The organism is Marilutibacter chinensis (genome assembly GCF_021725675.1).
In the GTDB taxonomy this organism is placed as follows: domain Bacteria; phylum Pseudomonadota; class Gammaproteobacteria; order Xanthomonadales; family Xanthomonadaceae; genus Marilutibacter; species Marilutibacter chinensis.
Window position 1 is genome coordinate 72,029 of the sequence record NZ_JAKJPO010000015.1, and the last position, 25,910, is coordinate 97,938.

Annotated in this window: 24 protein-coding genes and 1 pseudogene; 16 read left to right on the forward strand and 9 right to left on the reverse strand. The window is 69.3% G+C overall.

The window, feature by feature from the left end:
• Positions 1 to 56: 56 nt before the first annotated feature.
• Positions 57 to 668, reverse strand: coding sequence for a GNAT family N-acetyltransferase (locus L3V18_RS16445; protein ID WP_237056352.1), 612 nt, complete (start codon positions 666 to 668; stop codon positions 57 to 59).
• Between the two features lie 66 nt (positions 669 to 734).
• Complete coding sequence (locus tag L3V18_RS16450) at positions 735 to 2,039, reverse strand: short-chain fatty acid transporter (protein WP_237056353.1); 1,305 nt, start codon at positions 2,037 to 2,039, stop codon at positions 735 to 737.
• A 237-nt stretch (positions 2,040 to 2,276) separates the two neighbouring features.
• Between L3V18_RS16450 and pyk the strand changes: the two genes are divergently transcribed.
• From pyk to L3V18_RS16520, 14 genes are all read left to right on the forward strand, one after another.
• Positions 2,277 to 3,743 (forward strand): pyruvate kinase, encoded by a 1,467-nt coding sequence (pyk, locus tag L3V18_RS16455; protein WP_237056354.1) that lies wholly within the window; start codon positions 2,277 to 2,279, stop codon positions 3,741 to 3,743.
• 364 nt (positions 3,744 to 4,107) lie between these two features.
• Complete coding sequence (locus L3V18_RS16460; protein ID WP_237056355.1) at positions 4,108 to 5,118, forward strand: class I fructose-bisphosphate aldolase; 1,011 nt, start codon at positions 4,108 to 4,110, stop codon at positions 5,116 to 5,118.
• A 182-nt stretch (positions 5,119 to 5,300) separates the two neighbouring features.
• Complete coding sequence (napE, locus tag L3V18_RS16465) at positions 5,301 to 5,489, forward strand: periplasmic nitrate reductase, NapE protein (protein WP_237056357.1); 189 nt, start codon at positions 5,301 to 5,303, stop codon at positions 5,487 to 5,489.
• 10 nt (positions 5,490 to 5,499) lie between these two features.
• Positions 5,500 to 6,009, forward strand: a complete 510-nt coding sequence (gene napF, locus L3V18_RS16470) for a ferredoxin-type protein NapF (protein ID WP_237056359.1) — start codon at positions 5,500 to 5,502, stop codon at positions 6,007 to 6,009.
• Positions 6,002 to 6,310: a chaperone NapD gene (locus tag L3V18_RS16475; protein WP_237056361.1), complete on the forward strand. Its 309-nt coding sequence runs from the start codon at positions 6,002 to 6,004 to the stop codon at positions 6,308 to 6,310. The genes napF and L3V18_RS16475 overlap by 8 nt, the downstream gene beginning before the upstream one ends.
• Positions 6,307 to 8,847, forward strand: a complete 2,541-nt coding sequence (gene napA / locus L3V18_RS16480; protein WP_237056363.1) for a periplasmic nitrate reductase subunit alpha — start codon at positions 6,307 to 6,309, stop codon at positions 8,845 to 8,847. Before L3V18_RS16475 ends, napA begins: the two co-directional genes overlap by 4 nt.
• 152 nt (positions 8,848 to 8,999) lie before the next feature.
• Positions 9,000 to 9,545 (forward strand): nitrate reductase cytochrome c-type subunit, encoded by a 546-nt coding sequence (locus tag L3V18_RS16485; protein WP_237056365.1) that lies wholly within the window; start codon positions 9,000 to 9,002, stop codon positions 9,543 to 9,545.
• A 1-nt stretch (position 9,546) separates the two neighbouring features.
• A complete protein-coding gene (locus tag L3V18_RS16490; protein WP_237056367.1) occupies positions 9,547 to 10,146 on the forward strand; it encodes a NapC/NirT family cytochrome c in 600 nt (199 codons plus the stop codon).
• Positions 10,147 to 10,451: 305 nt separating this feature from the next.
• On the forward strand, positions 10,452 to 11,648 hold the full coding sequence (locus tag L3V18_RS16495; protein WP_237056369.1) for an efflux RND transporter periplasmic adaptor subunit: 1,197 nt from the start codon (positions 10,452 to 10,454) through the stop codon (positions 11,646 to 11,648).
• Positions 11,649 to 11,651: 3 nt separating this feature from the next.
• Entirely contained in the window at positions 11,652 to 14,789 is a 3,138-nt protein-coding gene (locus tag L3V18_RS16500) for an efflux RND transporter permease subunit (protein ID WP_237056370.1), read from the forward strand.
• Between the two features lie 80 nt (positions 14,790 to 14,869).
• Positions 14,870 to 15,454 carry a GNAT family N-acetyltransferase gene (locus L3V18_RS16505; RefSeq protein ID WP_237056435.1) on the forward strand — a complete coding sequence of 195 codons (585 nt, stop codon included), beginning with the start codon at positions 14,870 to 14,872 and terminating at the stop codon, positions 15,452 to 15,454.
• 145 nt (positions 15,455 to 15,599) lie between these two features.
• A complete protein-coding gene (locus tag L3V18_RS16510) occupies positions 15,600 to 17,042 on the forward strand; it encodes an alanine/glycine:cation symporter family protein (RefSeq protein ID WP_237056372.1) in 1,443 nt (480 codons plus the stop codon).
• 27 nt (positions 17,043 to 17,069) lie between these two features.
• Positions 17,070 to 17,921: a TrmH family RNA methyltransferase gene (locus L3V18_RS16515; RefSeq protein ID WP_343226352.1), complete on the forward strand. Its 852-nt coding sequence runs from the start codon at positions 17,070 to 17,072 to the stop codon at positions 17,919 to 17,921.
• An 11-nt stretch (positions 17,922 to 17,932) separates the two neighbouring features.
• The gene (locus L3V18_RS16520; protein ID WP_237056374.1) at positions 17,933 to 18,601 is read left to right on the forward strand and encodes a methyltransferase domain-containing protein; all 669 of its coding nucleotides are present in this window, start codon (positions 17,933 to 17,935) and stop codon (positions 18,599 to 18,601) included.
• 617 nt (positions 18,602 to 19,218) lie between these two features.
• On the opposite strand, the pseudogene L3V18_RS16525 reads toward L3V18_RS16520, so the two are convergent.
• The 6 genes and pseudogenes from L3V18_RS16525 to L3V18_RS16550 form a co-directional block, all read right to left on the reverse strand.
• Positions 19,219 to 19,446: pseudogene (locus tag L3V18_RS16525) on the reverse strand (RebB family R body protein); the annotation flags it as partial.
• An 86-nt stretch (positions 19,447 to 19,532) separates the two neighbouring features.
• A complete protein-coding gene (locus L3V18_RS16530) occupies positions 19,533 to 19,997 on the reverse strand; it encodes an NIPSNAP family protein (RefSeq protein ID WP_237056375.1) in 465 nt (154 codons plus the stop codon).
• A 57-nt stretch (positions 19,998 to 20,054) separates the two neighbouring features.
• The gene (locus L3V18_RS16535) at positions 20,055 to 21,512 is read right to left on the reverse strand and encodes a M28 family peptidase (protein WP_237056376.1); all 1,458 of its coding nucleotides are present in this window, start codon (positions 21,510 to 21,512) and stop codon (positions 20,055 to 20,057) included.
• A gap of 181 nt (positions 21,513 to 21,693) precedes the next feature.
• Positions 21,694 to 22,113: a large-conductance mechanosensitive channel protein MscL gene (gene mscL, locus L3V18_RS16540; protein WP_237056377.1), complete on the reverse strand. Its 420-nt coding sequence runs from the start codon at positions 22,111 to 22,113 to the stop codon at positions 21,694 to 21,696.
• 87 nt (positions 22,114 to 22,200) lie between these two features.
• Positions 22,201 to 22,923 (reverse strand): fumarylacetoacetate hydrolase family protein, encoded by a 723-nt coding sequence (locus L3V18_RS16545; protein ID WP_237056378.1) that lies wholly within the window; start codon positions 22,921 to 22,923, stop codon positions 22,201 to 22,203.
• A gap of 63 nt (positions 22,924 to 22,986) precedes the next feature.
• Positions 22,987 to 23,313 (reverse strand): hypothetical protein, encoded by a 327-nt coding sequence (locus tag L3V18_RS16550; protein WP_237056379.1) that lies wholly within the window; start codon positions 23,311 to 23,313, stop codon positions 22,987 to 22,989.
• 145 nt (positions 23,314 to 23,458) lie between these two features.
• Between L3V18_RS16550 and L3V18_RS16555 the strand changes: the two genes are divergently transcribed.
• Complete coding sequence (locus L3V18_RS16555; RefSeq protein WP_237056380.1) at positions 23,459 to 23,800, forward strand: Rieske (2Fe-2S) protein; 342 nt, start codon at positions 23,459 to 23,461, stop codon at positions 23,798 to 23,800.
• A 35-nt stretch (positions 23,801 to 23,835) separates the two neighbouring features.
• Here the strand turns inward: L3V18_RS16555 and L3V18_RS16560 are convergent, their stop codons facing one another.
• The gene (locus L3V18_RS16560; protein WP_237056382.1) at positions 23,836 to 24,663 is read right to left on the reverse strand and encodes an AraC family transcriptional regulator; all 828 of its coding nucleotides are present in this window, start codon (positions 24,661 to 24,663) and stop codon (positions 23,836 to 23,838) included.
• A 176-nt stretch (positions 24,664 to 24,839) separates the two neighbouring features.
• On the opposite strand from L3V18_RS16560, the gene L3V18_RS16565 reads away from it, so the two are divergent.
• Entirely contained in the window at positions 24,840 to 25,712 is an 873-nt protein-coding gene (locus L3V18_RS16565) for an NAD(P)-dependent oxidoreductase (protein WP_237056384.1), read from the forward strand.
• Positions 25,713 to 25,910 lie beyond the last annotated feature (198 nt).

Consider the following 25,910-nt stretch of genomic DNA (forward strand, 5'->3'; position numbering starts at 1 on the left):
TCCCCGGCATGTTTGCAGGGATCCCCGCAGGAGCGGCGTGAGCCGAGATCGGGCTTTCATGGAAAGGCTTCATCTCGGCTCACGCCGCTCCTGCGGCGGTGGCGCGGGCCTGCGGCGTTCCAGTCGCGCGCGAGCAGCCCGTACAGCGCGGTGTCGCTGATCTCGCCGTTCACCTGCCAGCGCTCGCGCAGCAGGCCTTCGCGAACGAAGCCCAGCCGCTCGGCGAGGCGGCAGGAAGCGAGGTTGCGCGGGTCGATGTCTGCCTCGATCCGGCGCAGGTCCAACCCATCGAAAGCGTGGCCGAGTGCGAGCGCGGCCGCTTCGCGCGCGAATCCCTGCCCCCACGATGCGCGCTCGAGCGCATAGCCGAATTCGGCCAGCCGTTGCGCGGCGTTGATCCGGAACAGCGCCACCCCGCCGATCAGGCGGTCGTCGGCGGCGGCGATCACCCAGCAGAGCTGGCGGTCGGGAGCGTTGTCGTGGAGGCTGCTGTGGAATTTCGGATACGCCTGTTCGATCCGAGTCCAGGGCGGATGGCTGCCGTAGCGCATCACCTCGGGGTCGGCGTGCACCGCGAAGAATGCCGGCAGGTCGTCCTCGCGATAGGGACGAAGACGGATGCGCGCGCCGGCGATGACCGGTGGCCGGTAGGGTATCGCCGTCTCCATGACGTCCGGTTTCGTCAGGTCTGGTCTTGTCGGGTCCGTACTCATTTTGTTTTGCGTGCTTTGCGCTCAAAGCCACAGCAGGGCCGCGCCGATCACCACGCCGGTGACGACCAGCTGGATCAGGCAGAAGCCCATGATGTCGCGTGCCTTCAGTCCGGCCAGGGCAAGCGCCGGCAACGCCCAGAACGGCTGGATCAGGTTGGTCCACGCATCGCCCCATGCCACGCCCATCGCGACCTTCGCCACGTCCGCGCCCAGCGCCTCGGCCGCCGGCACCATGATCGGCGCCTGCACTGCCCATTGGCCGCCGCCGGACGGCACGAACACGTTCAGCACGCCGCCGGCGATGAAGCTCCAGAACGGCAGGGTGTCGGCATCGGCGATCGCTACGAAGGCCTGCGACAAGGTCACCGCCAGTCCCGACTTGACCATGATCGCCATGATTCCGGCATAGAACGGGAACTGGACGACGATGCCGGCACCACCGCGGATCGCCTGCGCGAGGCTGGCCAGCAGCCGTCGCGGCGTGCTATGGAGCACGATCGCCAACATCAGGAAGGCGAAGTTGACGACGTTGAGGTTGAGCCCGCCACCGCCGACGAAGTGGTCGACGAGGAACGCGACGCCGGCCAGGCCGACGATCCAGGCGAGCAGGCGGCTGTCCTCCAGCCGGTCGGCCGGCTGGGACTGCGCGGCGGGAACGGCCGTGATCCGTTCGGCGTCGGGCCGGTGCACCACCGACTCGTTGCCGGGCGGCAGCATCCAGCGGTTGACCAGCGGCACCAGTACGAACAGCGCGGCGACGATCGCCAGGTTGTAGCCAGCGAATATTGTCCGGGAGGTCGGTACCACGCCCATCGTGTCGGCGAGAAAATGGCCGTCGGTCGCGATCGTCAACGGGATCGAGCCGGCCAGCCCGCCGTGCCAGACGACGAAGCCCGAATACGCGCTGGCGACCAGCAGCCGGTAGTCGACGTGGATCTGGCGGGCAAGCTCGCGCGCGAACAGCGCGCCGACCACCAGGCCGAAGCCCCAGTTGATCCAGCTCGCGAGCAGCGATACCAGGCTGACCAGGACGATCGCCGCGCCCGGCGAGCGCGCGAGCGCGGCCAAGCGCACCAGCATCGCCTTTACCGGCGGTGTGCTGGCGAGCATGAAGCCGGTGACCAGCACCAGCAGCATCTGCATCGAGAAGCCCAGCAGCTCCCAGAACCCGCCGCCCCACATCCGCAGCACCGCCAGCGGCGTATGCCGCTCGACCGCCATCGCGGCGATGGCGGCGACCAGGGTCAGCAGCAGCACCAGCACGTAGGCGTCGGGCAGGTAGCGTTCGACCAGGCGGACGGCCGGTCGCGACAGGCGGTTGAGCATCGGCTTACCCGGTTCGGCGCCGGCACCCGCCGGCCGGTGAAAGCTAACCGAAATCGGACCGGTGCGGGATCGCGCAGACGTTGCGCAGGTGCAGCAATTTCCGCGTCCGCTGGTCTTTGTTGCCCGTGGACATTCGATACCACTGGAGTGCCCGGCGACGCCCGTTTCCGGTTTCCGCATGGATCGTCAGGCAGCTGTGCTAGCGTCGGGGAGATCACCCGACCCAACGATCGACAGATGACCGCACAGCTGCGCCGCACCAGGATCCTCGCCACCCTCGGCCCCGCCACCGATCCGCCGGGGGTGCTCGATCAGCTGCTGAAGGCGGGCGTGGACGTGGTAAGGCTGAACTTCTCGCACGGCGATCCGTCGTCGCAGCTGGCACGCGCGGAGGCCGTCCGGGCGGCGGCGAAACGGGTCGGCACCGAAGTCGGCATCCTCGCCGACCTGCCGGGCCCGAAGATCCGCATCGAGCGCTTTGCCGACGGCAGGGTCGAGCTGAAGGCCGGCGACGCCTTCGACCTGGTCGCGCGCGAGGACGCGCCGCCGGGCAACCGGCGCGAGGTCGGCGTCAGCTACCTCGGGCTGCCCGGCGACGTCGCTCCCGGCGACACCCTGCTGCTCGATGACGGCCTGATGCAGCTGCGGGTCGAGCGGGTCGAGGGCGAGCGCATCCACTGCAGCGTGCTCAACGACGGCGTGCTGTCCGACCGCAAGGGCCTGAACAAGCTCGGCGGCGGCCTCTCGCTGGGGGCGCTGACCGAGCGCGACCGCGAGCTGATCAAGGTCGCCGCCGAGGCCGACGTCGATTTCATCGCGGTGTCGTTCTGCCGCAACGCCGCCGACATGGACGAAGCGCGCCGGGTCGCCCGCGAAGCCGGCTGTGACGCGGCGATGGTCGCCAAGGTCGAACGCGCCGAGGCGATCGCCAACCTCACCGAGATCGTCGACGCCAGTGACGTGGTGATGGTCGCGCGCGGCGACCTCGGCGTGGAGATCGGCGACGCCGAGCTGCCCGGCCTGCAGAAGAAGATCATCAAGGAGTCGCTGGCGCGCAACAAGGTGGTGATCACCGCGACCCAGATGCTGCAGTCGATGGTGGAAAGCCCGATTCCGACCCGCGCCGAGGTGCTCGACGTCGCCAATGCGGTGATCGACGGCACCGATGCGGTGATGCTGTCGGCCGAATCCGCCGCCGGCCGTTACCCGGTCCGCGCGGTCGAGGCGATGGCGCGCATCTGCCTCGGTGCCGAGCGCCAGTTTGCCCACGACACCGACTTCGAGTCCGCGCCGCGCAATCTGGAGCGCGTCGACCAGGCGATCGCGATGGCCTCGATGTTCCTGAGCGAGCACATCGGCCTGCGCGCGATCGTCGCGATGACCGAATCCGGCGGCACCGCGCGCTTCCTGTCGCGGTTCCGCTCGGGGGTGCCGATCTACGCGTTCTCCCGCCACGCCGGCGCGCGGCGGCGGATGGCGATGATGCGCGACGTGTTCCCGATCGACTACGACAGTCGCGGCCAGACCCCGGGCGAGGCGGGCCGTGGCGCGATCGAACGCCTGGTCCAGGCCGGCCTGCTGGAAGCGGGCGAGCGGGTGGTCTTCACCAGCGGCGAACGCATGGAGCACCGCGGCTCCACCAACACCCTGCGCCTGCTCGAGGTCGGCCCCGACGGCCAGGCGGTGGGGCTGGGCGAGCTCTGATCGGCGCCGCTCAGCGGCGGCGTGCCCTGGCGAACGGGAAGCCCTTCATCAGGAAGGCAGTCGCCTCGTCGCAGGCATCGGGCTGGCCGCCGCAGACGATTCCCAGCCCGACCACCGGCTACTCGTCTTCGCTCTCCAGCCGGTAGCGCGCGGCGAGATTGGGCTTGCCGGCGCGGTAGACGAACAACCAGTACTCGCGCGCATCGCTGCCCTTGTCGCGGTGCCACGCCGTCGAGCGTCAACTGGTATTGAAAAACGGGATGTCTGGTCTGCAAGTCGTTGATTGTCGGTTGCCGGAGGGAGGCGGAGCCGCCCGGGCGCGGCTATAATCGCGGGCTTCCCACCCGCTCCCTGCAGGATCCCCATGAGCATCGAACAGCTTGCCGAAACCGCCCAGGCCATGGTCGCCCCGGGCAAGGGCATCATCGCGATCGACGAGTCGACCGGCACGATAGCGAAGCGCTTCGCCGGCGTCGGCGTCGAGAACACCGAAGAGAACCGCCGCGCTTACCGCGAGCTGCTGCTGACCACGCCGAAGCTGAGCGACCACATCTCCGGCGCGATCCTGTACGACGAGACCCTGCGCCAGTCGACCCGGGACGGCGTGCCGTTCGCCAAGGTCATGACCGACGCCGGCATGATCCCGGGCATCAAGGTCGACAAGGGCACCCACGCCCTGGCCGGTTTCCCGGGCGAGGTGGTCACCGAGGGCCTGGACGGCCTGCGCGGCCGGCTGGAGGAGTACTACAGGCTCGGTGCGCGTTTCGCCAAGTGGCGCGCGGTCATCAACATCGGCGACGACATTCCGTCCGGGACCTGCATCGATGCCAACGCGCATGCGCTGGCCCGCTATGCCGCGCTGTGCCAGGAGCAGGGCCTGGTGCCGATGGTCGAGCCGGAAGTGATCATGGACGGCAACCACGACATCGATACCTGCTACGAAGTCACCGAGGTGACCCTGCGCTCGCTGTTCGCCTCGCTGTACGAGCACAACGTGATGCTGGAAGGCACCATCCTGAAGGCCTCGATGGTCCTGCCGGGTACCACCAGCGGCGAGAAGGCCAGCGTCGAGGAAGTCGCCGCGGCGACCCTGCAGTGCCTGAAGTCGACCGTGCCGGCGACCCTGCCGGGCATCGTGTTCCTGTCCGGCGGCCAGAGCGACGACGACGCGACCGCGCACCTGGACATGATCAACCGCATGGGCCCGAGCCCGTGGCCGCTTTCGTTCTCCTACGGCCGCGCGATGCAGCAGGCCGCGCTGAAGCTGTGGGCGCAGGACATCGCCGGCAACGTCGCCGCCGCGCAGCAGACCGTCTACGAACGCGCCCGCGACAATGGCCTGGCCGCGCTGGGCGAGTGGAGCAAGGCCGCCTGAGGTTCTGGCGCCATAGCGGTACCCGAGGAACGCCGGCCCTGTGCCGGCGTTCCGCTTTCCAGCCTCCGCGGCGACGGCCTTGACGCCGCATTGACATCTCCTCGATGCCTTCTCAATAGACTGGCCCGGCAGTGACCAGTCCGCGGGTCGGCGCTGCGGGCATTGTGCAAGGGAGGCGTGCGATGCGATCCGGTAGCCAGGCACCTCCGGCCGAGCCAGGGGTCGAGCCACGGAAAACACAACGGGCCGAACTGACCGTATTCCTGCTGATCACCGTGGTGATCTTCCCGGTGCTGGCGGTGGGGCTGGTCGCCGCCTACGGCTTTTCGGTCTGGATCTGGCAGATGTTCAATGGGCCGCCTGGCGCATGAGGTGGCGACCGTGAGCGTTCCCGTCGCCGCCCGCCGTGCCTTCCTGCTGGGGCGTGCGCGTGCCGTGCCGGTGCACCGGCCGCCTTGGGCGCTGGCCGAAGCCGGCTTTCTCGATGCCTGTACCGCCTGCGGCGCCTGCATCGATGCCTGTCCCGAGGCGGTGCTCGCGCGAGGCGGGGGCGGGTATCCGGTGTTCGATCCGGGCCGCGGCGAATGCACGTTCTGCGGCGATTGCGCGACGCATTGCGGGACCGGCGCGCTGCATCGGGTCGCGGGAATGCCGCCGTGGAACTGGAGCGCAACCGTCGGCGACGCCTGCCTGTCGCGCGGAGGCGTCGCGTGCCAGGTCTGCCAGGACGCCTGTCCGGAGCAGGCGATCGCGCTGCCTCCGGTTTCCGGCGGCCGTCGCGAGCCCCGTATCGATACCGCCCGCTGCAGCGGCTGCGGCGCATGCGTGCCGGTGTGCCCGGCCGATGCGGTCGTACTGGTACAGGCGGACGACGGGAGGCACCGTGACTGATGTGCATATCGCCAGCCTGCTGGTCCAGCACCGGCCCGAGGCCGGCGCCGGGGTGGATGCCTGCATCGCGGCCTGCAAGGAGCTGGAGCTCGCGCGGCGCGACGGCGGCCGCAGCATCGTGCTGTGCGAGAGCGACGCATCGCGGGTACTGATGGACCGTATCGACGAACTGCAGGCGGTGGACGGCGTGCTGTCGGTGGCGCTGGTCTACCACCACGTGGAACCCGCCGAACAGCTGGGCGAACCGATCGACATCGCCGCCGGCCCCGCCCCGACGGCCGGCCCCGGAGCCAGCACATGACGATTACCCGACGCGAATTCATCCGCAACAGCGCGGTTGCCGCCGCTGCGGCCGCCGCCGGCCTCCCGATCGGCGGCGGTGCACAGGAAGTGCTGCTGGAAGGCGACCGCACCGGCCTGAAATGGGACAAGGCTCCGTGCCGCTTCTGCGGCACCGGCTGCGGCGTCAACGTCGCGGTCAGGAACGGCCGCGTCGTCGCCACGCACGGTGACGTGCATGCCGAGGTCAACCGTGGCCTCAACTGCATCAAGGGCTACTTCCTGTCCAAGATCATGTACGGCAACGACCGCCTGACCTCCCCCCTGCTGCGCAAGAAGGACGGCGTCTATGCGAAGGACGGCGAGTTCACGCCGGTGTCGTGGGACGAGGCCTTCGACGTGATGGCCGCGCAGTTCAAGCGCGTGCTGAAGGAGAAGGGACCCGAGGCGATCGGCATGTTCGGCTCCGGCCAGTGGACGATCTGGGAGGGGTACGCCGCCAACAAACTGATGAAGGCCGGCTTCCGCAGCAACAGCATCGACCCCAACGCCCGTCACTGCATGGCATCGGCCGCGGTGGGCTTCATGCGCACCTTCGGCATGGACGAGCCGATGGGCTGCTACGACGACATCGAGGCCGCCGATGCCTTCGTGCTGTGGGGCTCGAACATGGCCGAGATGCACCCGATCCTGTGGACCCGGGTGACCGACCGCAGGCTTTCGCATCCGCACGTCAAGGTCGCGGTGCTGTCGACCTTCGAACACCGCAGCTTCGAGCTGGCCGACATCCCGATCGTGTTCACCCCGCAGACGGACCTGGTGATCCTGAACTACATCGCGAACCACATCATCCGCAGCGGTCGTGTCGACCGCGATTTCGTCGGCAGGCATGCCCGGTTCCGCAAGGGCAACACCGACATCGGCTACGGGCTGCGCGACGAGCATCCGCTGCAGCAGGCGGCGGTCAATGCAGCCGATCCCGGGGGCGGCGAGGACATCGACTTCGACGCCTTCGCGGCCTTCGTCGCGCCATACACCCTCGACAGGGCGGTGGAGATGACCGGCGTGGAGCGCGGCTGGCTGGAGCGGCTCGCCGAGCTCTACGCGGACCCGGACATCAAGGTGATGTCGTTCTGGACCATGGGCTTCAACCAACACACCCGCGGTGTCTGGGCCAACAACATGGTCTACAACCTGCATCTTCTGACCGGCAAGATCTCAACGCCCGGCAACAGCCCGTTCTCGCTGACCGGGCAGCCTTCCGCCTGCGGCACCGCGCGCGAGGTCGGCACGTTCGCGCATCGCTTGCCGGCCGACATGGAGGTCACCAATCCCGAGCACCGCAGACACGCGGAGGAGATCTGGAAGATCCCGCACGGGATCATCCAGGAGAAGCCGGGCTACCACGCCGTTGCGCAGAACCGCGCGCTGCGCGACGGCAAGCTCAACGCGTACTGGGTGATGGTCAACAACAACATGCAGGCGGCCGCCAACCTGCGCGAGGAGGGGTGGCCGGGCTATCGCAATCCGGACAATTTCATTGTCGTTTCCGATGCCTATCCGACCGTGACGGCCCAGGCCGCGGACCTGGTGCTTCCGGCGGCGATGTGGGTGGAGAAGGAAGGGGCCTATGGCAACGCCGAGCGCCGGACGCACTTCTGGCACCAGTTGGTGAAAGCGCCAGGTGAGGCGCGCTCGGATCTGTGGCACCTGATGGAGTTCTCCAAGCGCTTCACCACCGAAGAGTGCTGGCCCGCGGAGATCCTCGAGGCGAACCCGCAATACCGGGGCAGGACGCTGTTCGAGGTGTTGTTCCGCAACGGCAAGGTCGACGCGTTCCCGGCGTCGGACGTCGCAGAGGGCTATGCCAACGACGAGGCCGCGGCGTACGGATTCTATCCACAGAAGGGGCTGTTCGAGGAGTATGCCGAGTTCGGCCGCGGTCACGGCCACGACCTGGCGCCCTTCGACCGCTATCACGAGGTGCGCGGCCTGCGCTGGCCGGTGGTCGATGGCAGGGAGACACTCTGGCGCTACCGCGAAGGCAGCGATCCCTACGTCGGCAAGGGCAAGGGGTTCGAGTTCTACGGCAACAAGGACGGACGCGCGGTGATCTGGGCGCTGCCGTACGAACCGCCTGCCGAGGCGCCGGACGCCGAATACGACCTGTGGCTGTCCACCGGGCGGGTGCTCGAGCACTGGCACTCCGGATCGATGACCATGCGCGTGCCGGAGCTGTACCGCGCGTTTCCGTCCGCGGTGGCGTTCATGCATCCGGACGACGCCCATGCGCGCGGACTCAAACGCGGCGACGAGGTGCGCGTGGTGTCACGGCGTGGCGAGCTGAGGACGCGCGTGGAGACCCGGGGCAGGAACCGCGTTCCGCGCGGACTGGTCTTCGTCCCCTGGTTCGACGCCGCCCAGCTGATCAACAAGGTCACCCTGGACGCGACCGACCCGATCTCCAGGCAGACCGACTTCAAGAAATGTGCCGTCAAGGTGCTGGCCGTCCGCCAGGCCGTCGAGATGCAGTCTGCGGAGCCGTCCGCTGACGGCTGAGTCGTCGCAAGCGGGGCCGACTCTGCCGGCCCCGTGATCTCAAACGCGCGTGACATGCGCTTGGACAATCTGCCAGAGGAACCAGGGCGATGCGCCTCCATCCGATCCCGCCAACCTCCGCCTGCCTCCAGCGTGGCGCCCTCGGCACACAGATGGCCATCCTGCTGCTCGCCGCCGCGGTCGCCGTGCTGCTCGGCATCGTGATCGCGCTGTCGTTCAGGCTCGGCGACAGGAAGCAGGTCGCGAGCGTCCCGCCCGCCGCGCCGGTGGCCGAGCACGTGTTGCCGCACGGGTCGCAGATCGACGCGATGCGACGCGGCATTCCGATCGACGAAGAGGCCACGCCGCTGCCGATGGCGCGGGTGCTCAACACCGACCTGAAGCGCGAGCGGGGCTATCCGATGCAGCCGCCGACGATTCCCCACAGCATCGACAACTACCAGGTCACGGTGAACACCAATCGCTGCATGTTGTGCCATGCGCGCGCGAACGCAGCCGACTTCCAGGCCCCGCCGGTCAGCGTGACCCATTACATGGACCGCGACGACCAGTTCCTCGCGACCATTTCGCCGCGACGCTACTTCTGCAACCAGTGCCACGTCGTCCAGACCGATGCCCAGCCGCTGGTCGCGAACGGTTTCCGCGACATCGACACCGTGCTGGCTGCGGAACAGGCGGCAGCCGGCGGAGACCGCTGACATGTGGCGACGCATCCGCGGGGCCGTGGCGGCGTTCTGGGACACCTTCCGCAGGCCCAGCGCGCACTTCAGCCTCGGCTTCCTGGCGCTGGGCGGGTTCATCGCCGGCATCGTGTTCTGGGGCGGCTTCAACACCGCGCTGGAGGCGACCAATACCGAGACCTTCTGCACCAGCTGTCACGAAATGCGCGACAACGTGTTCGAGGAGCTGAAGACCACGATCCACTACAACAACCGCTCCGGCGTCCGCGCCACCTGTCCGGACTGCCACGTCCCGCACGACTGGACCGACAAGATCGCCCGCAAGATGCAGGCTTCCAAGGAAGTGTGGGGCAAGATCTTCGGGACGATCGATACCCGCGAGAAGTTCCTCGACGAACGGCTGGTGCTGGCCACCCACGAATGGGCCCGGCTGAAGGCGAACGACTCCCTGGAGTGCCGCAACTGCCACGATTACGACTCCATGGATCTGACCCGGCAGGCGCCGCGTTCGGCCTGGATCCACCAGCGCTGGCTCGGCACCGGCGAGAAAACCTGCATCGACTGCCACAAGGGCGTCGCCCACACATTGCCGGACATGGCGGGAGTGCCGCAGGGTTGAGCGTCCGCTGGGGGCTGTCCTCGTGTTCGTGACCGGGGACGTAACGATGGCCGCATTCAAGATCGCACCGGGGTTCCGGGAAGCGCTACCCGGGTGAACCTCCCGTTCGGCCGGGCGCGTCGTTCAGCAACCGGGATCCTGGCTGGACACGGGCGCCGGGCGCCATCGCTGCAGCCGTACCGGGCAGGGCCGCGGCTTTGCCGATCCGGTCGTTGCCGACCGGCGGTGTCAACCAATGGCCTACGCGTGCGTTGGCCACCGGTGGCTAGACTTGCTGGCTGCACTTCCTTTCGATCGAGACAGGCATGCCCCCTTCCTCCCCCGACTCCCGCCGCCTGCCGACGCTGCTGGCCATGATCATGATCGCGGGACTGGCCGCCTGCGACCGCGGTACGCCCGTCGAAGGCGGGAGCGCCCCCGCGATTCCGGTCACCACCCGGCAGTTGCAGCTGCAGTCCTGGAGCGACACCGTGCAGGCGCTCGGTACGGTCAAGGCGCGCGAGTCGATCACGGTGACCGCCAAGGTCAGCGAGATCGTCGAGGACGTGCACTTCGACAGCGGCGACGAGGTCGAGGCCGGCGCGCCGCTGGTCACCCTCAGCGGCCAGCAGCAGCGCGCCGCGCTGAACGAGGCGCAGGCGGCGGCCGAGGAAGCCGAGCGCCTGTACAAGCGCCAGAGCGAGCTCGTGCAGCAGCAATTGATCGCGACCTCGCAGTTCGATGCCCAGCGCGCGATCCGCGACGCTGCCCGCGCCCGGGTTGCGCAGATCCGCGCCCAGCTCGGAGATCGCGTGATCACCGCGCCGTTCCCGGGCGTGCTCGGCATCCGCCAGGTCAGCCCCGGCGCGCTGGTCACGCCCGGCACCGCGATCGCGACGCTGGACGATACCCGCCGCGTCTACGTCGACTTCCCGGTGCCCGAGTCGCAGCTGTCCCATCTGGCGGTCGGCCAGCGCCTGAGCGGTCGCAGCGAAGCCTGGCCCGAGCGCGAGTTCGAGGGCATCGTCAGCACCATCGATGCGCGCATCGACGCGGCGACCCGCGCGGTGACGGTGCGCGGCGATTTCCCGAACCCCGACCGCGCGTTGCGCCCGGGCATGCTGCTCCAGATCACCCTCAGCCGCCCGGAGCGGCAGGCGCTGCTGGTGCCGGAAATATCGATCATCCAGATCGGCAACAGCGCGTATGTCTACCGCGTGAAGGCCGACGACACGGTGGAGCGCGTCGAGGTAGGCGTCGGCGCGCGCCGTGCCGGCCTGGCCGAGGTGACCTCGGGGCTGGAGATCGGCGACCGCATCGTGGTCGACGGCACCGGCAAGCTGCGTCCGGGCAGCCTGATCCGCGAGGGCGCCATCCGCGAGGGAGCCTTTGGTGAAGAGGCTGCCCCGGAAGGGGCTGTGCCGGCTGGTGCCGCCGCTGCGGACGCGGACGTCGCAGAGGAGGGCGCATCGAAGGACGATTCCCGGGCCGCGCCGACGGCCACTCCATCCAATGGAGACTGAGCGATGAACTTCTCCGAGCTGTCGATTCGTCGGCCGGTGTTCGCGACGGTGATGAGCCTGATGCTGATCGTGCTCGGGATCATGGCGTTCTCGCGCCTGACCCTGCGCGAGCTGCCGGCGATCGATCCGCCGGTGGTGTCGGTCGACGTCAACTATCCGGGCGCGTCCGCGGCGGTCGTCGAGACCCGCGTGACCCAGGTGCTGGAAGACGCGCTGTCGGGGATCGAGGGCGTGGAGACGATCTCCTCGCGCAGCGTGAACGGACGCTCGCAGGTCACCATCGAGTTCACCCTGGAACGCGACATCGAGGCCGCTGCGAACGATGTGCGCGATGCGATCAGCGGCGTCGCAGACCGGATGCCCGAGGAGGCCGATCCGCCCGAGGTCGAGAAGGCCGACAGCGACTCGGACACGGTGATCTGGCTCAACATGAGCAGCACCACGATGGATCCGCTGCAGCTGAGCGACTACGCCGAGCGCTACGTGGTCGACCGGCTGTCCAGCCTCGACGGCGTGTCGACGGTGCGGATCGGTGGACAGCAGCGCTACGCGATGCGGATCTGGCTCGACAGCGATGCGCTGGCCGCGCGCGGGATTACCGCCAACGACGTCGAGGACGCGCTGCGCGCCGAGAACGTCGAGCTGCCGGCCGGCCGCATCGAATCGGACAATCGCGACTTCACCCTGCGGCTGGCGCGCAGCTACCAGGAGCCGGAGGACTTCGCGCGCATCCCGCTGCGCAAGGGCGAGGACGGTTACGTGGTGCGGCTGGGCGACGTCGCCCGGGTCGAACTGGCATCGGCCGAGCGGCGCGCGTACTACCGCAGCAACGGCGAACCGAACATTGGGCTGGGCATCAACAAGACCTCGACCGCGAACGCGCTGGAAGTCGCGCGCGCCGCCCGGGCCGAGGCCGAGCGCATCCAGCCGACACTGCCGGAAGGCACCCGCATCTTCGTCGCCTTCGACAGCACGCTGTTCATCGAGGCCGCGATCGAGCGCGTCTACCACACGCTCGCCGAGGCGATCGTGCTGGTGCTGCTGGTGATATGGCTGTTCCTGGGCAGCTTCCGCGCCGCGCTGATTCCGGCGGTCACGGTACCGGTATGCCTGATCGCCGCCTTCATCCCACTGTACCTGTTCGGCTTCTCGATCAACCTGCTGACCCTGCTGGCGCTGGTGCTGTGCATCGGCCTGGTCGTCGACGACGCGATCGTGGTGCTGGAGAACATCCAGCGCCGTACCGACCTGGGCGAGCCGCGACTGGTCGCGGCCAAGCGCGGCACCCGCCAGGTCGCGTTCGCGGTGATCGCGACCACTGCGGTGCTGGTCGCGGTATTCCTGCCGGTCGGTTTCATGGAAGGCAATACCGGCCGGCTGTTCCGCGAACTGTCGGTGGCGCTGGCCAGCGCGGTTGCGATCTCGGCGTTCGTCGCGCTGACCCTCAGCCCGATGATGGCGTCCAAGCTGATCCGCCCGCACAGCGAGGAGAAATCCAACCCCGTGCACCGCTGGATCACCCGCCGGCTCGACGCCGTCGGCGCCCGTTACCGGCGCTTCCTCGACCGCAGCGTCGAGCGTCCGTGGCTGTTCGGCGCGTTGATGGTGGTCGCGGTCGTCGCGATCGGCGGCCTGTTCCGCTGGATGCCGACCGAGCTGGCGCCTCCGGAGGATCGCGGTGCGTTCTTCATCTCGGTCGAAGGGCCGGAGGGCGCGGGCTTCGACTACACCGTCGAGCAGATCAAGCAGGTCGAGGCGGTGATGGCCGAACAGATTGCCGGCAACGGCAACGGCAGCCGGCCGGTCCAGCGTGCCAACACCCGCGTACCCGGAGGCTGGGGCGCGAGCGAGGAAATGCACACCGGCAACGTGATCGTGTTCCTGTCCGACTGGGACAAGCGCGAGGCGAGCACGGCCGAGGTGGTCGACCAGCTGCGCAGCGAACTGGGCCAGCTGACCGGCGTGCGCGCGGTTCCGCGCGTGCGCACCGGCCTGGTGCGCAGCGGAGGCCAGCCGTTGCAGGTCGTGATCGGCGGTCCTGACTATGAGGAGCTGGCCGAGTGGCGCGATCGCATCATCAGGCGGATGGACGACAATCCCGGCCTGTACGGTGCCGACTCCGACTACAAGGAAACCCGTCCGCAGATGCGCGTGCAGATCAACCGCCAGCGCGCCGCCGATCTCGGCGTCAGTGTGTCGGCGATCGGGCGCTCGCTGGAGACGATGATGGGCAGCCGCCGCGTCACCACCTTCGTGCAGGATGGCGAGGAGTACGACGTGATCGTGCAGGCCGACAAGCCCGCGCGGGCGACTCCGGCGGATCTGGAGAAGATCCAGGTCCGCGCGCGCGGCGGCGAGCTGGTGCCGTTGTCGAACCTGGTCACACTGACCGAACTGGCCGAGGCCGGCAGCCTGAACCGCTTCAACCGGCTGCGCGCGATCACCATCAGCGCCGGCCTGGCGGACGGCTACCGCCTCGGCGACGCGATCGAATGGATGAACCAGATCGTCCGCGAGGAGCTGCCCGAGCACGCGCAGATCGACTGGAAGGGCGAATCGCGCGAACACCAGAAGGCCGGCGGCGCGGTGTTGCTGACGTTCGCATTGGCCCTGCTGATCGTCTATCTGGTGCTGGCGGCGCAGTTCGAGAGCTTCGTCCATCCGTTCACGATCATGCTGACGGTGCCGCTGGGCGTGCTCGGTGCGCTGCTCGGGCTGCTGGTGACTGGCGGCACGCTGAATCTGTTCAGCCAGATCGGCATCGTGATGCTGGTCGGCCTTGCGGCGAAGAACGGCATCCTGATCGTCGAGTTCGCCAACCAGCTGCGCGATGCCGGCCGCGGCATCCACGAGGCGATCGTCGAGGCCTCGGCGGTGCGCCTGAGGCCGATCCTGATGACTTCGATCGCGACCGTTGCCGGCGCGCTTCCGCTGGTGATCGCCGGCGGGCCGGGCTCGGCCAGCCGTGCCACGATCGGCGTGGTGGTGATCTTCGGCGTTTCCTTCTCGACCCTGCTGTCGCTGTTCGTGGTGCCGGTGTTCTACGTGCTGCTGGCGCGCTACACGCGTTCGCCGGACGCGGTGAAGCACGAACTCGAAACGCTGGAGTCGAAGACGCCCGAGGTCGGCGGCATCGCCTGAGCCGCCCACGGCCCCGACTTGCAGGCTCCCGTGCCGCTCACGCAACATCCATGACCGGGTGGGACGAAGAACGGAGCGGCATGGTGGTGGCGCGGCAGCGGGAGCAGCAGGCCGGAGCGGATCGCTTCGCGACGACATTGCCCGGCGAAGGCTTCGCGCTGCGCGCGTGGCGGATGGACGATCTCGAGTCGCTGGTGCGGCATGCGGACGACGAGCAGGTCTCGCGTGCGGTCAGCGACCGTTTCCCGTACCCGTACACGCGCGCGGACGGCCTGCGGTTCCTGTCCGGCGAGGTAGTCGATCTGTCCCAGCCGGTATTCGCGATCGAAGTCGACGGCGAGGCCTGCGGCGGTATCGGTGTACGGCCCGGCGTCGACGAGCGCGCCTGCGCCGCCGAGCTCGGCTACTGGCTCGGGCGCGCGTACTGGGGCCGCGGTTTGATGAGCCGGGTGGTCGCGGCATACGCGCCATGGGTGATGCAGAGGCTGTCGCTGCACCGCCTGTTCGCGACCGTGCAGGACGACAATCCCGCCTCGGCGGCGGTGCTGCTGAAGAACCGCTTCGTCGAGGAGGGCACGCTGCGTTGCGCGGTGATCAAGCGTGGGCGCCTGCACGACCTGCGGATGTTCGCGCGCACCCGGGACGGCCTGGATTGCATGCGGTGACCCCGATCCATACCCGGGCCGTGGCGGCGGGACGACCCGGGCGTCGATTCCGGGTATCGTGGGCGCCTGATTCGCGGGGCGGAGCGCGGGATGGCGCCGCCCCTGCTTCGCCGCGATGCGGCCTCGTCCCCGGGGAGAGAGATACGTGGAAGCTTTGGTCACTGCACTCAACGACATCATCTGGAGCAAGGCGCTGATCTACCTGTGCCTGGGCGCCGGCCTGTACTTCTCGATCAGGTCGCGCTTCATGCAGGTGCGCGGCTTCGGCGAGATGCTGCGCCTGCTGTTCCGGGGCCAGTCGTCCAGCGCCGGCGTGTCGTCGTTCCAGGCGCTGGCGATGTCGCTGTCCGGCCGCGTCGGCACCGGTAACATCGCCGGCGTCGCCACCGCGATCACCTTCGGCGGTCCGGGCGCGGTGTTCTGGATGTGGGTGGTGGCGTTCCTCGGCGCGTCGACGGCCTATGTCGAATCGACCCTGGCGCAGATCTACAAGGAGAAGGACGACAACGGCCAGTATCGCGGCGGCCCGGCGTATTTCATCGAGAAGGCGATGGGCCAGAAGTGGTACGCATGGCTGTTCGCCCTGGTCACGGTGATCGCGACCGGCCTGTTGCTGCCGGGCGTGCAGGCCAACAGCATCGCGCAGAGCATGAACACCGCCTGGAACGTACCGACCTGGGCGACCGCGCTGGTGGTCGTGGCGGCGCTGGGCTTCATCATCTTCGGCGGCGTCAAGCGCATCGCCCACTTCGCACAGGTCGTGGTGCCGTTCATGGCCGTGGCCTACATGATCATCGCGGTCGTGATCGTGTCGATGAACGCGCAGATGGTGCCGGACATGGTCGCGCTGATCTTCAACAGCGCGTTCGGCAGGGAGGCCGCGTTCGGCGCGGTCCTGGGCCTGGCGGTGGAGTGGGGCGTCAAGCGCGGCATCTATTCGAACGAAGCCGGACAGGGCACCGGGCCGCATGCCGCCGCCGCTGCCGAGGTCTCGCATCCGGCCAAGCAGGGCTATGTGCAGGCGTTCTCGGTGTATGTCGACACCCTGCTGGTGTGCTCGGCCACCGCGTTCCTGATCCTGTCCACCGGCATGTACAACGTGCAGGGGCCGGACGGCACGATGCTGGTCAACGAACTGCCCGGCGTCGAGGCCGGCCCGGGTTACGCGCAGGCCGCGGTCGAAACCGCGCTGCAGGGCTTCGGTGCGCCGTTCGTGGCACTGGCGCTGCTGTTCTTCGCGTTCACCACCATCGTCGCCTACTACTACATGGCCGAGACCAACATCGCCTACATCAACCGCAAGGCGCACCGGCCGTGGCTGACGCTGCTGCTGCGCGTCGGCATCATGGCGGCGGTCGCCTACGGCGCGATCAAAAGCGCGGCGCTGGCCTGGGGACTGGGCGACATCGGCGTCGGCCTGATGGCCTGGCTCAACATCATCGCGATCCTGATCCTGCAGAAACCGGCATTCCTGGCGCTGCGCGACTACGAACGGCAGAAGAGGGCGGGGCTCGATCCGGTGTTCGACCCCGATGCGCTCGGCATCCGCAACGCCGGCTTCTGGCAGCGTCGCATCGACGGGCAGTGATCCGTACGCTCGCGCAGGTCGCCACAGATGACCGAACGCAAGTCACCCTGGGCTCAAGGCCGGCGCGGCGCGGGTCGCGATGCGCCGGAACGCGCCGGTTCGCGCCGTGATGAGCAGCCACGCGCGTCCGCCCGCAGCGGACAGGCCGACCCTGCCCGCGAGCTGCGCCTGTATGGCCTGAACGCGGTACGCGCGGCGTTCGACCGCCGGCCGCAGGCGTTGCGCAAGCTGTACCTGGCCGAGTCGCGGATCCCGGAGCTGCAGCCGCTGCTGAAGTGGTGCGTCGCGCACCGCGTCGGCTATCGCGTGGTCGGCGAGGGGGATCTGCAGCGCCTCGCCGCCAGCCAGCATCATGAGGGCGTGGTCGCCGATCTGCTGCGCGAGGCGCCGCTGTCGCTGTCGGCGTGGCTGGAGACATTGCCCGCGGGGCCGCAGCTGGCGCTGTGGCTGGACGGCGTCGGCAATCCGCACAACCTCGGTGCGATCCTGCGTTCGGCGGCGCATTTCGGTGTCGCCGCGATCCTGCTGCCAAAGCATTCGGAACTGGCGTTGTCCGGCGCCGCGGCGCGGGTCGCCGAAGGCGGTGCCGAGGCGGTGCCGATGGTGCGGTTGGGACGTCCGGAGAACGCACTGGCGCAGTTGCGCGCCGCAGGTTTCAGCCTCGCCGCGACCGTGGTGGACGGCGGCGACGACCTGTTCGCCGCGGCATTGCCGGAACGGCTCGTCTACGTGCTTGGCGCCGAGGGCGAGGGCATGGACCGCGCGTTCGCCGAAGCCTGCGAGCTGCGGCTGTCGATTCCGGGTACCGGTGCGGTGGAAAGCCTCAACGTCGCGGCCGCGGCCGCGGTGCTGCTGGCGGCCTGGCGGGCGCGGCATTGACCGCGGGGCAGGTGAGCGTGACGGCCGGTCCGTGGACGACGCTGGAGGGTTGGCGGGCCGACCTGACGCGCGTGCTCGCGGACGAGGCCGCCGCCGTCGCCGCGGCGGCTGCGGCGGCGTTCGTGCCCGGACGCTGCGATCTGTGCGGCGCTTCCGTCGGTTTCGAGCCGGGAGCGGCGCAGGACATGCGCGAGGGACTGGCGTGTCGCCGCTGTGGCTGCAATGCGCGCCAGCGGGCGGCTGCGCGCGTGTTGCTCGACAACCTCGCCGCACCCTCGCGGGCGACGGTGGCGGTGACCGAACAGGCCAGCCGCCTGTTCCTGGCGCTGCGTCGTCGCATCGGCCGCCTGCGCGGGAGCGAGTATCTGGGGTCGTGGCGGTTGCGGCTGCGGTTGACGGCCTGGCTGTGGCGTCACGGCGTCGCCGGCTTCGCCCGCCACGATGACGTGACCGCGTTGTCGATGCGCGACGGGAGCATCGACGGCATGCTCAGCCTGGACGTGCTCGAGCACGTGCCGGACTACCGGGCGGCCCTGCGCGAGTTCGCCCGGGTGCTCGCGCCGGGCGGCGTGCTGGTGCTGACCGTGCCCTTCCATCATGCGCAGGCCACGAACGTGCGGATCGCGGAGCCGGACGGGTCCGGTTCTTTGGCGAGCCCGAGTATCACGGCGATCCGCTGAGCGGCGGTGTCGCCTGCTTCCATCATTTCGGATGGCAGTTGCTGGACGATCTGCGCGCCGACGGGTTCGCGACGGCCGGGTTGTGCCGGATCCAGGATCCGGGCGCAGGGCCGCCGCAGGGGCAGTGGGTCGTACTGGCGCGGCGCTAGCGCACCGCCCGCGGACGCGGCAACAGCGGCATACCACCGTCGATCGGCGGCCTTGGCACCGGCCTGGCCGCGGTGCATCCGTGTTTTCGAGAGCGCAGCCGGATCGCGTTGGCGCGCGCTGCAGGCTCAGCCCAGGCGGCGGATGGTGTCCAGCACGCCGGCATAGGCATTGGCCTGGGAGGGGTCGGCGAGCATCGCGCGCAGGCAGCTCGCGGTCGCGGCCAGTTGCAGCGTACGCAGGCCGTCGTGGTGGCTGGCGGCGCTGATGTCGTCCAATGTGGTCTGCATCGCCTCGGCGACGCTGCGTACCGCGAAGGAGAAGTCGCCGGCGTTGTCCAGCACGTTGCGCAGGTTCGATTTCACCGCGTCGGCGATCTGCGGGTTGACGCCGCCCATGCCCGCGGCCTCGAGCTCGGCCGCGCTCTGGCGCAGCTGGTCCTGCAACTGCCCGGCGCCATCGGCGGACAACGTGTCCACCGAGTAGATCTGCATCACGCCCTGGGCCGTCGCGGCCTGCATCAGCGTGTTCTGCTGCTGCTGGGCGGCGACGGCGTTCTCGAACAGGATGCCGGTCGAGTGGGCCAGGCTCTGGTAGATAGAGCCCATCGCCATCGCCGGCGCCTCCCCTACGATCTTGACGTTGGATTGGGTGACGGCGTCGGTGATCTGGTCGTTGACCGAGGTCGGGAAAGCCATGGCTGCGCTCCTTGCTGTGTGGGTGGACTTTCGTGTCGCAGTCTACGCTGCCGCAGGCGTGCCGGAGCGACGATCGCGGCGCCGGCTCAGTCGGCGGGAAGGAACCGGCTGCGCGGCGAGTACGGCGTCGGCCGCAGCGTCCGGTCCTCGATCCCGTCGACGAAACGGCCATGGACCTGGCCGGTCTCGCGCTTGATCGCGGCCCATTCCTCGTCGGCCATGAAGGCGTCCCAGCGCGCCTGCATCGTCTCGGCATCGGGCCATTCGAGCAGATACGCGAACTCGACATGATCCTCGGCCTCCGTTTCCCAGGTCGCGACGACGTCGAAACCATGCCGCGCCATGATCCGCAGCGCATGGTCGCGGAAGCGGTCGTGGAAGGCCTGCTCATTGCCCGGATGGACCCGGTAGATGCGCAGCTGCTGGACCGGCGCGGCACGGGCGATGTCGCCCCCGCCCGCGAATGCGGGCAGCGAAGCCATCCCGGTGACGAGCGTCAGCAGCAGCGCCGCCATACCGACGCGATTGCGGAAGCGGTGGGGGACGATCATGCGGAGCCTCCTCTTCAAAGCGGGTGATGCCGGGGGCGATCTGCAGGTCCTGCCCGTCTACTTGCCGATCGCCGTGCCGTCCTCGGACGTGGGAGCGCTGCCGAAGCCCGACGCCCGGTCGTTCTCGACCGAGGCGGCGAGATAGGCGAATACCGCGTAGGCGGCGACGTTCTGCGCCAGTGCCTGCGGGTCGATCTTGTCGAAGGTGTCGTCCGGGGTGTGGTGCAGGTCGAAATAGTCGGTGCCGTCCTGCGCCAGCCATCCCCAGGCCGCACCCTTGGCGGCGATCGGGCCGATGTCGGGGCCGGGGCCGCCCTTGCCGGGCAGGTGCTCGATGCCGAGCGGCGCCAGCGCCTCGGCGATGCGGCGGTCGGCTTCGGCCGCGTACTCCGGGGCGGAGCTGGAATAGCCGTAGATGCGCCCGGCGCCGAAGTCGCTCTCGGCCGCGATCACGTGCTTGCCGACGTCGACCGCGTGCGCCTCGGCGTAGGCCTTGCCGCCGTGCAATCCCTGTTCCTCGTTGGCGAACGCGACCACGCGGATGCTGCGCGCCGGGCGCTGCGGCAGTTTGCCGATCAGCGCACCGGCGGCCATGGTGATGCCGACGCCGGCGGCATCGTCGACCGCACCGGTGCCGAGATCCCAGGAGTCGAGGTGGCCGCCGATCAGCACGACCTCGTCGGGACGTTCGCTGCCGTCGATCTGGCCGATCACGTTCTGCGAGGTGTACTCGCCGTCCCAGCCGCAGTCGAGCGCCAGCTGCATGCGCACCGGACCGAGCGCCAGCAGGCGCGACAGCTGGTCGGCGTCGGGCACCGACAGCGCGGCCGAGGGGATCGGGGTCAGGCCTTCGTCGAAGCGGGTGATGCCGGTGTGCGGGTTGCGATGCGAGTCGGTACCGGCCGAGCGCATCACGAAGGCGGCGGCGCCGGCGTGGATCGCGGCCGACGGGCCGCGGCTGCGCACGCGACTGCCGGGGCCGTAGCCGCTGCCGTCGCGGGCGCGCTCCATCCTGTAGTCGATGAAGGCGATCCTGCCGGCCAGCGAACCTGCCGGAGCGGCCTCAAGCGCGGCCAGATCGGCGAAACGCACCACCTCGGCTTCGACCGTGCCGGCCGGGCTGCCGCCCAGCGCGGTGACGGCCAGCGGCTGTGCGTTGGCGCCGACGACGCGCGCGCGCTCGCTGCGACGCTCCCACTTCGGGAAGGTCACCGGTTCGGTCCAGACCTTGTCGTAGCCCAGCGCCTTGAACCGGGCGATCGCCCAGGCGACCGCACGCGCATCGGCCTCGCTGCCGGCCAGGCGTGGCCCGACCTCGGTGGTCAGCGACTCGGTGATCCGGTAGCCCAGATCGCTGGCCAGCGCCTGTTCGCGTAGTGCAGCGACCGAATCCAGCGCCTCCTGCGGAATCATGCTTTCAGCCTCCGCCGCGTTGGCATGGCCGATCGTGGCGGTATTCGCGAAGAGCAGGACGACGGCCAGGGCGGTGGCCTGGGCCAGCTGGGATACTCGCATTCGGGGCTCCAGAAACGGAAGAAGGGGCAGAAACGAACGAAGCCGCGAGCTTAACAACTCGCGGCTTCATGCCGGGGTGTCTCAAGTCATGCGTGACTTGAGGGTTTTCGTCGGCTGCCTTGAGCGAGGTTCGTGGCTCGACACGACCGGACGATGTCTGCCCGTTCCTGGTGTGCCGCGATCAACCGCGCTTCAACGAATCGCGGATCTCGCGCAGCAGCAGTATGTCCTCGGAGGGCTCGGCCGGCGCGGCCTCGGCTTCGGCCTCGGTCGACTTCTTCAGCCGGTTGTAGCCCTTGATGAAGAGGAAGATCACGAAGGCGATCAGCACGAAGTCGACGACGGTCTGGATGAAGGCGCCGTAACGGATCGCGACCTCGGCGATTTCGGCCCCTGCCGCATCGACGCCGGCTGGACTGAGCACCACCTTCAGGTCGCTGATGTCGACGCCGCCGGTCAGCATGCCGAGTGCCGGCATCACGATGCCGTCTACCAGCGCGGTGACGATCTTTCCGAACGCGGCGCCGATCACCACGCCGACGGCGAGGTCGATGACGTTGCCGCGCGCGATGAATTCCTTGAACTCGCTGACCATGCCCATCTGGCGTGCTCCGTGTCTGTACGTGGCCGACAGGCTACCGCAAAGCCTGCGCGTACAGACAGCGGATCGTGCGCCGGCAGCCTGCGCTCAGCCGATCGGCGGCAGGATCGTTCCGGACAACGGCGGCAGGCCGTCCAGCGTCGCCTCGAACGCGTCGCCGGGCCGCAGCGGGCCGACCCCGGCCGGGGTACCCATGAACACCAGGTCGCCGGCGCGCAGCGCGTACAGCTTCGACAGCTCGTGCAGGATCTCCGGGACACTCCAGATCAGGTCGTCGAGCGAGCCGCGCTGGCGGATCTCCCCGTTGACCGCCAGCGCGATCGTGCGTCCGGACAGGGCACCGAGTTCGTTCGCGGGCACCAGCGCGCCGACCGGCGCGGCGAAGTCGAACGACTTGCCGGTGTCCCACGGCAGTCCCTTGGCCTTGGCCGCGGCCTGCAGATCGCGCCGGGTCAGGTCCAGCCCGAGCGCATAGCCGTAGATCAGGGGCCCGGCGTGCTCCACCGGCAGTTCGCCCGGCGGCGCGTCGGCGCCGAGGGCGACCACCAGCTCGACCTCGTGATGCAGCTCGCCGGTGCCGGGCGGATACGGCGTCTGGCCGTTGACCACGACGGCGTCGGCCGGTTTGAGGAAGAACACCGGCCGGCCGCGATCGGCCTTTCCGGCCGGTGCGCTGGCGCCCATCTCGCGGGCGTGGTCGGCGAAGTTGCGGCCGACGCAGTAGATCCGGCGGACCGGGAACGTGCCCGGGTCCGTGTCGCTGTGAACCGGGATGCGAGGCGCTGCCGGCGCCGGGATGACGTCGCCCATGTTCGGAGTCTCGTGGCTGGCGGCCGGCGGATGCCGGCAGGCGGGTGCGGCGTGGCCGGTATTTCAGCGTACCGGCGGAGGGGGGCGGTCATGCAGCCGTGGCGTGTCGACGACCCGGAACTCACCGTCGACGACCCGGCCGCCCCGGCCGTGCACGCGATGGCTGGCGGTCGGCCGGCCGCGTTGCTGCCACAGGCGCAGCAGCAGGCCGGCGGCGATCATTGCCGCGCCTACCACCACGCTGAACATCACCAGCACCGCGAGGATCGCCAGCCCCAGCAGCCCGAACGCGAACCGCAGCCAGCGCTGCCGCGGCTTGTGCGGCGAGACGGCGGCACGGACGCGATCTTGGAAGCGGGCGTGATCGAAACGGAAGGCGTGGGCGAACATAGGCTCGGTCGCAGGGACAGTCGTGACACAATGCGGCAACATTGCCGAGGCGCGAGTATCGGGCCCCGCGCATATGACCGTGTAATGGATTCGTTAAAAGAGCGTGAGAGCGCTGCCCGTCCCGGACACCGCTTCCGCCGCCGTCATGAAAGCCGATCCCCTGCTGAAGCTGGACCATTTCCCCGACGACGGCCTGGCCGAGGTCGAGGCCGTCGTCGATGGCGATGCCGAATCGCTGCTGCTCTTCCGTGACGGCGACCGCGTGCGCGCGTGGTTCAACATCTGTCCGCATGCCGGCCGCCGCCTGGACTGGTCGCCGGGCCGGTTCCTGCGCAGCAAGGACGGTCTGCTGGTCTGTGCGGCCCACGGCGCCAGCTTCGAACTCGGGCGCGGCGAGTGCGTCGCCGGCCCCTGCCGCGGCGAGCATCTGCGCGAGGTGGCGGTCGAGGTGCGGGATGGCGCGGTCTGGCTGACCGCCGGCGACTAGGCAGGGCGAGGGCGCGGCCGTCGTCTGCTGCCGGGTCACCCGCGTCGCCGCGGGCCGCTCCCGCGCAGCAGCGCAACCGATGCATCGCCCAGCACGCGCCGCAGCGTGCGCATCATGTGGCTCTGGTGCGCGAAGCCGGCCTCCAGCGCGATCTGGCTGGCGGGCAGGTCGCGCCGGAGCAGCAGTTCGCGGGCACGTTCGACCCGGCGACGGATCACATGCGCATGCACCGGCGAACCGGTCGCGCGCTTGAACTGCGTCTTCAGATGGGACGGGCTCAGATTCGCCACCCGCGCCAGGCATGCCAGCGAAAGGTCCTGATCCAGGTGCGCGTCGATGTACTCCGTCACACGCTGCAGCCGTGACGGCGCCAATCCCTGCGCCGGAGATTGCAGGGTGTGATGCTGCGCTGCCAGATGCGCGAGCAGGGCAGTGGACAGGCTGTCCGTGTACAGACGGCCGCTGGGCTGGCCGGCGCGATGGTCGGCATCCAGCGCCCAGGCGAGGTGCGCGATCCGTGCATCCCGGAACTGGTGGTGAGGCTGCAGTCCGACCCGCGTGCCGTCCAGGCCCAGCTCGTCCGCGGTGCGACGCAACAGCGCGGGAGCGAAATGCAGCAGCACGCTGGTGCTGCCCTGGTCTTCCTCCCAGGCGTCGGCGCTGCCCGCCGGCAGCAGGTCGACATCGCCATGGGTGTAGCGGAAACGCTGGCGGTCGCAGGTGCCGGTCACCGCGCGGCCGGTGTGCAGCTTGATGCGATGCTCGGCGGCTGCATCGAGCCGCACCGGTCCCGGGGGCGTCGTCTGCCGTTCGACGCGTATGTCGACGGCGAAAGGGATGCGCAGGGGAGACGGCGAGGACATGCGGGACTCCGCGACGGGCGGGGCGGGACGTGCGGCATTATCGGCAACGCGTTGGCCCAGCGCGGTGGACACACTGTCCCGTCGGCCGGATGTGCTCATTCCGCGCCCGATCCGGCGCGACCACCCCTGGACGGCCAGGGACGATGGCGGCTCCTCATTTCTCTGGAGTACATCGAATGAAGCACGTCAGCGTGATCGGATTGGGACAGATGGGCAGCACGCTTGCGCGACTGCTGCTGGAAGCCGGCCACCGGGTCACGGTATGGAACCGCACTCCGGACAAGGCCGCTGCCCTGCTCGAACGTGGTGCCCTGCAGGCGTCCACGCCGCTGGAGGCGGTGCGGGCCGGCGAGGTGATCGTCGTCTGCGTGCACGATTACGCGGCCACCGACGCCGTTCTGCGCACGTCTTCGGTGGCTGCGGCCCTGGACGGAAAGCTGGTGGTCCAGCTCACCACCGGCAGCCCGGCCGAAGCCCGCGACGCCGAGGCCTGGGTGCGTGCCCACGGTGGCCGCTATCTCGATGGCGCGATCCAGGCCGCGCCCGGCCAGATGGGGCGGCCGGACACGCCCATCCTGTTGTCGGGTGCGCAGGACGCGTGGGAACGGCACGAATCGCTGCTGCGCGCATTCGGTGGCGGCTGGACCTGGCTGGGCGACGACGCCGGACTCGCCGCGGCGATGGACATGGCGACGCTGTCGTACATCTACGGCTCGATGGTCGGATTCCTGCACGGCGCGCGCATCGCCGAGGCCGAGGGCTTCCGCGTCGACCGCTACGGCGCCCTGGTCGCGGGTATCGGGCCGACGTTCGCGGACTTCCTCAAGTACGAGGCCGACGTGATCCAGTCGGGCGATTTCCGGGTTGGAGAGAGTCCGTTGAGCATCTCGGTCGAAGCGACCGCCCGCATCCTCCAGGGCGCGCGCGACAGCGGCATCGGAGAGGAGATCCCGCGCTTCATCGCGGATCTGTTCCGCCGGGCCGCCGACGCGGGTTACGCCGACGAAGAAGCCGCGGCGCTGATCAAGCTGCTGCGTCCGCGGACCTGATCCTGCGGCAGGCGGGGTGGCACGAGACCGCGGCCGCGGGACGACCATGGCCGCCGCAGCAGCCGTAGGAGCGGCGCAACCCGCGATTCCCGGGCTGTGCACGGGAATCCCCAAAGGTTGCTGCACAAACCTTGGGCCCCGCCGTTGCGCTCCCACACCCTCGTTCGCGCTCGCGGCTTCAGTTCGCGCCTGCAGCGC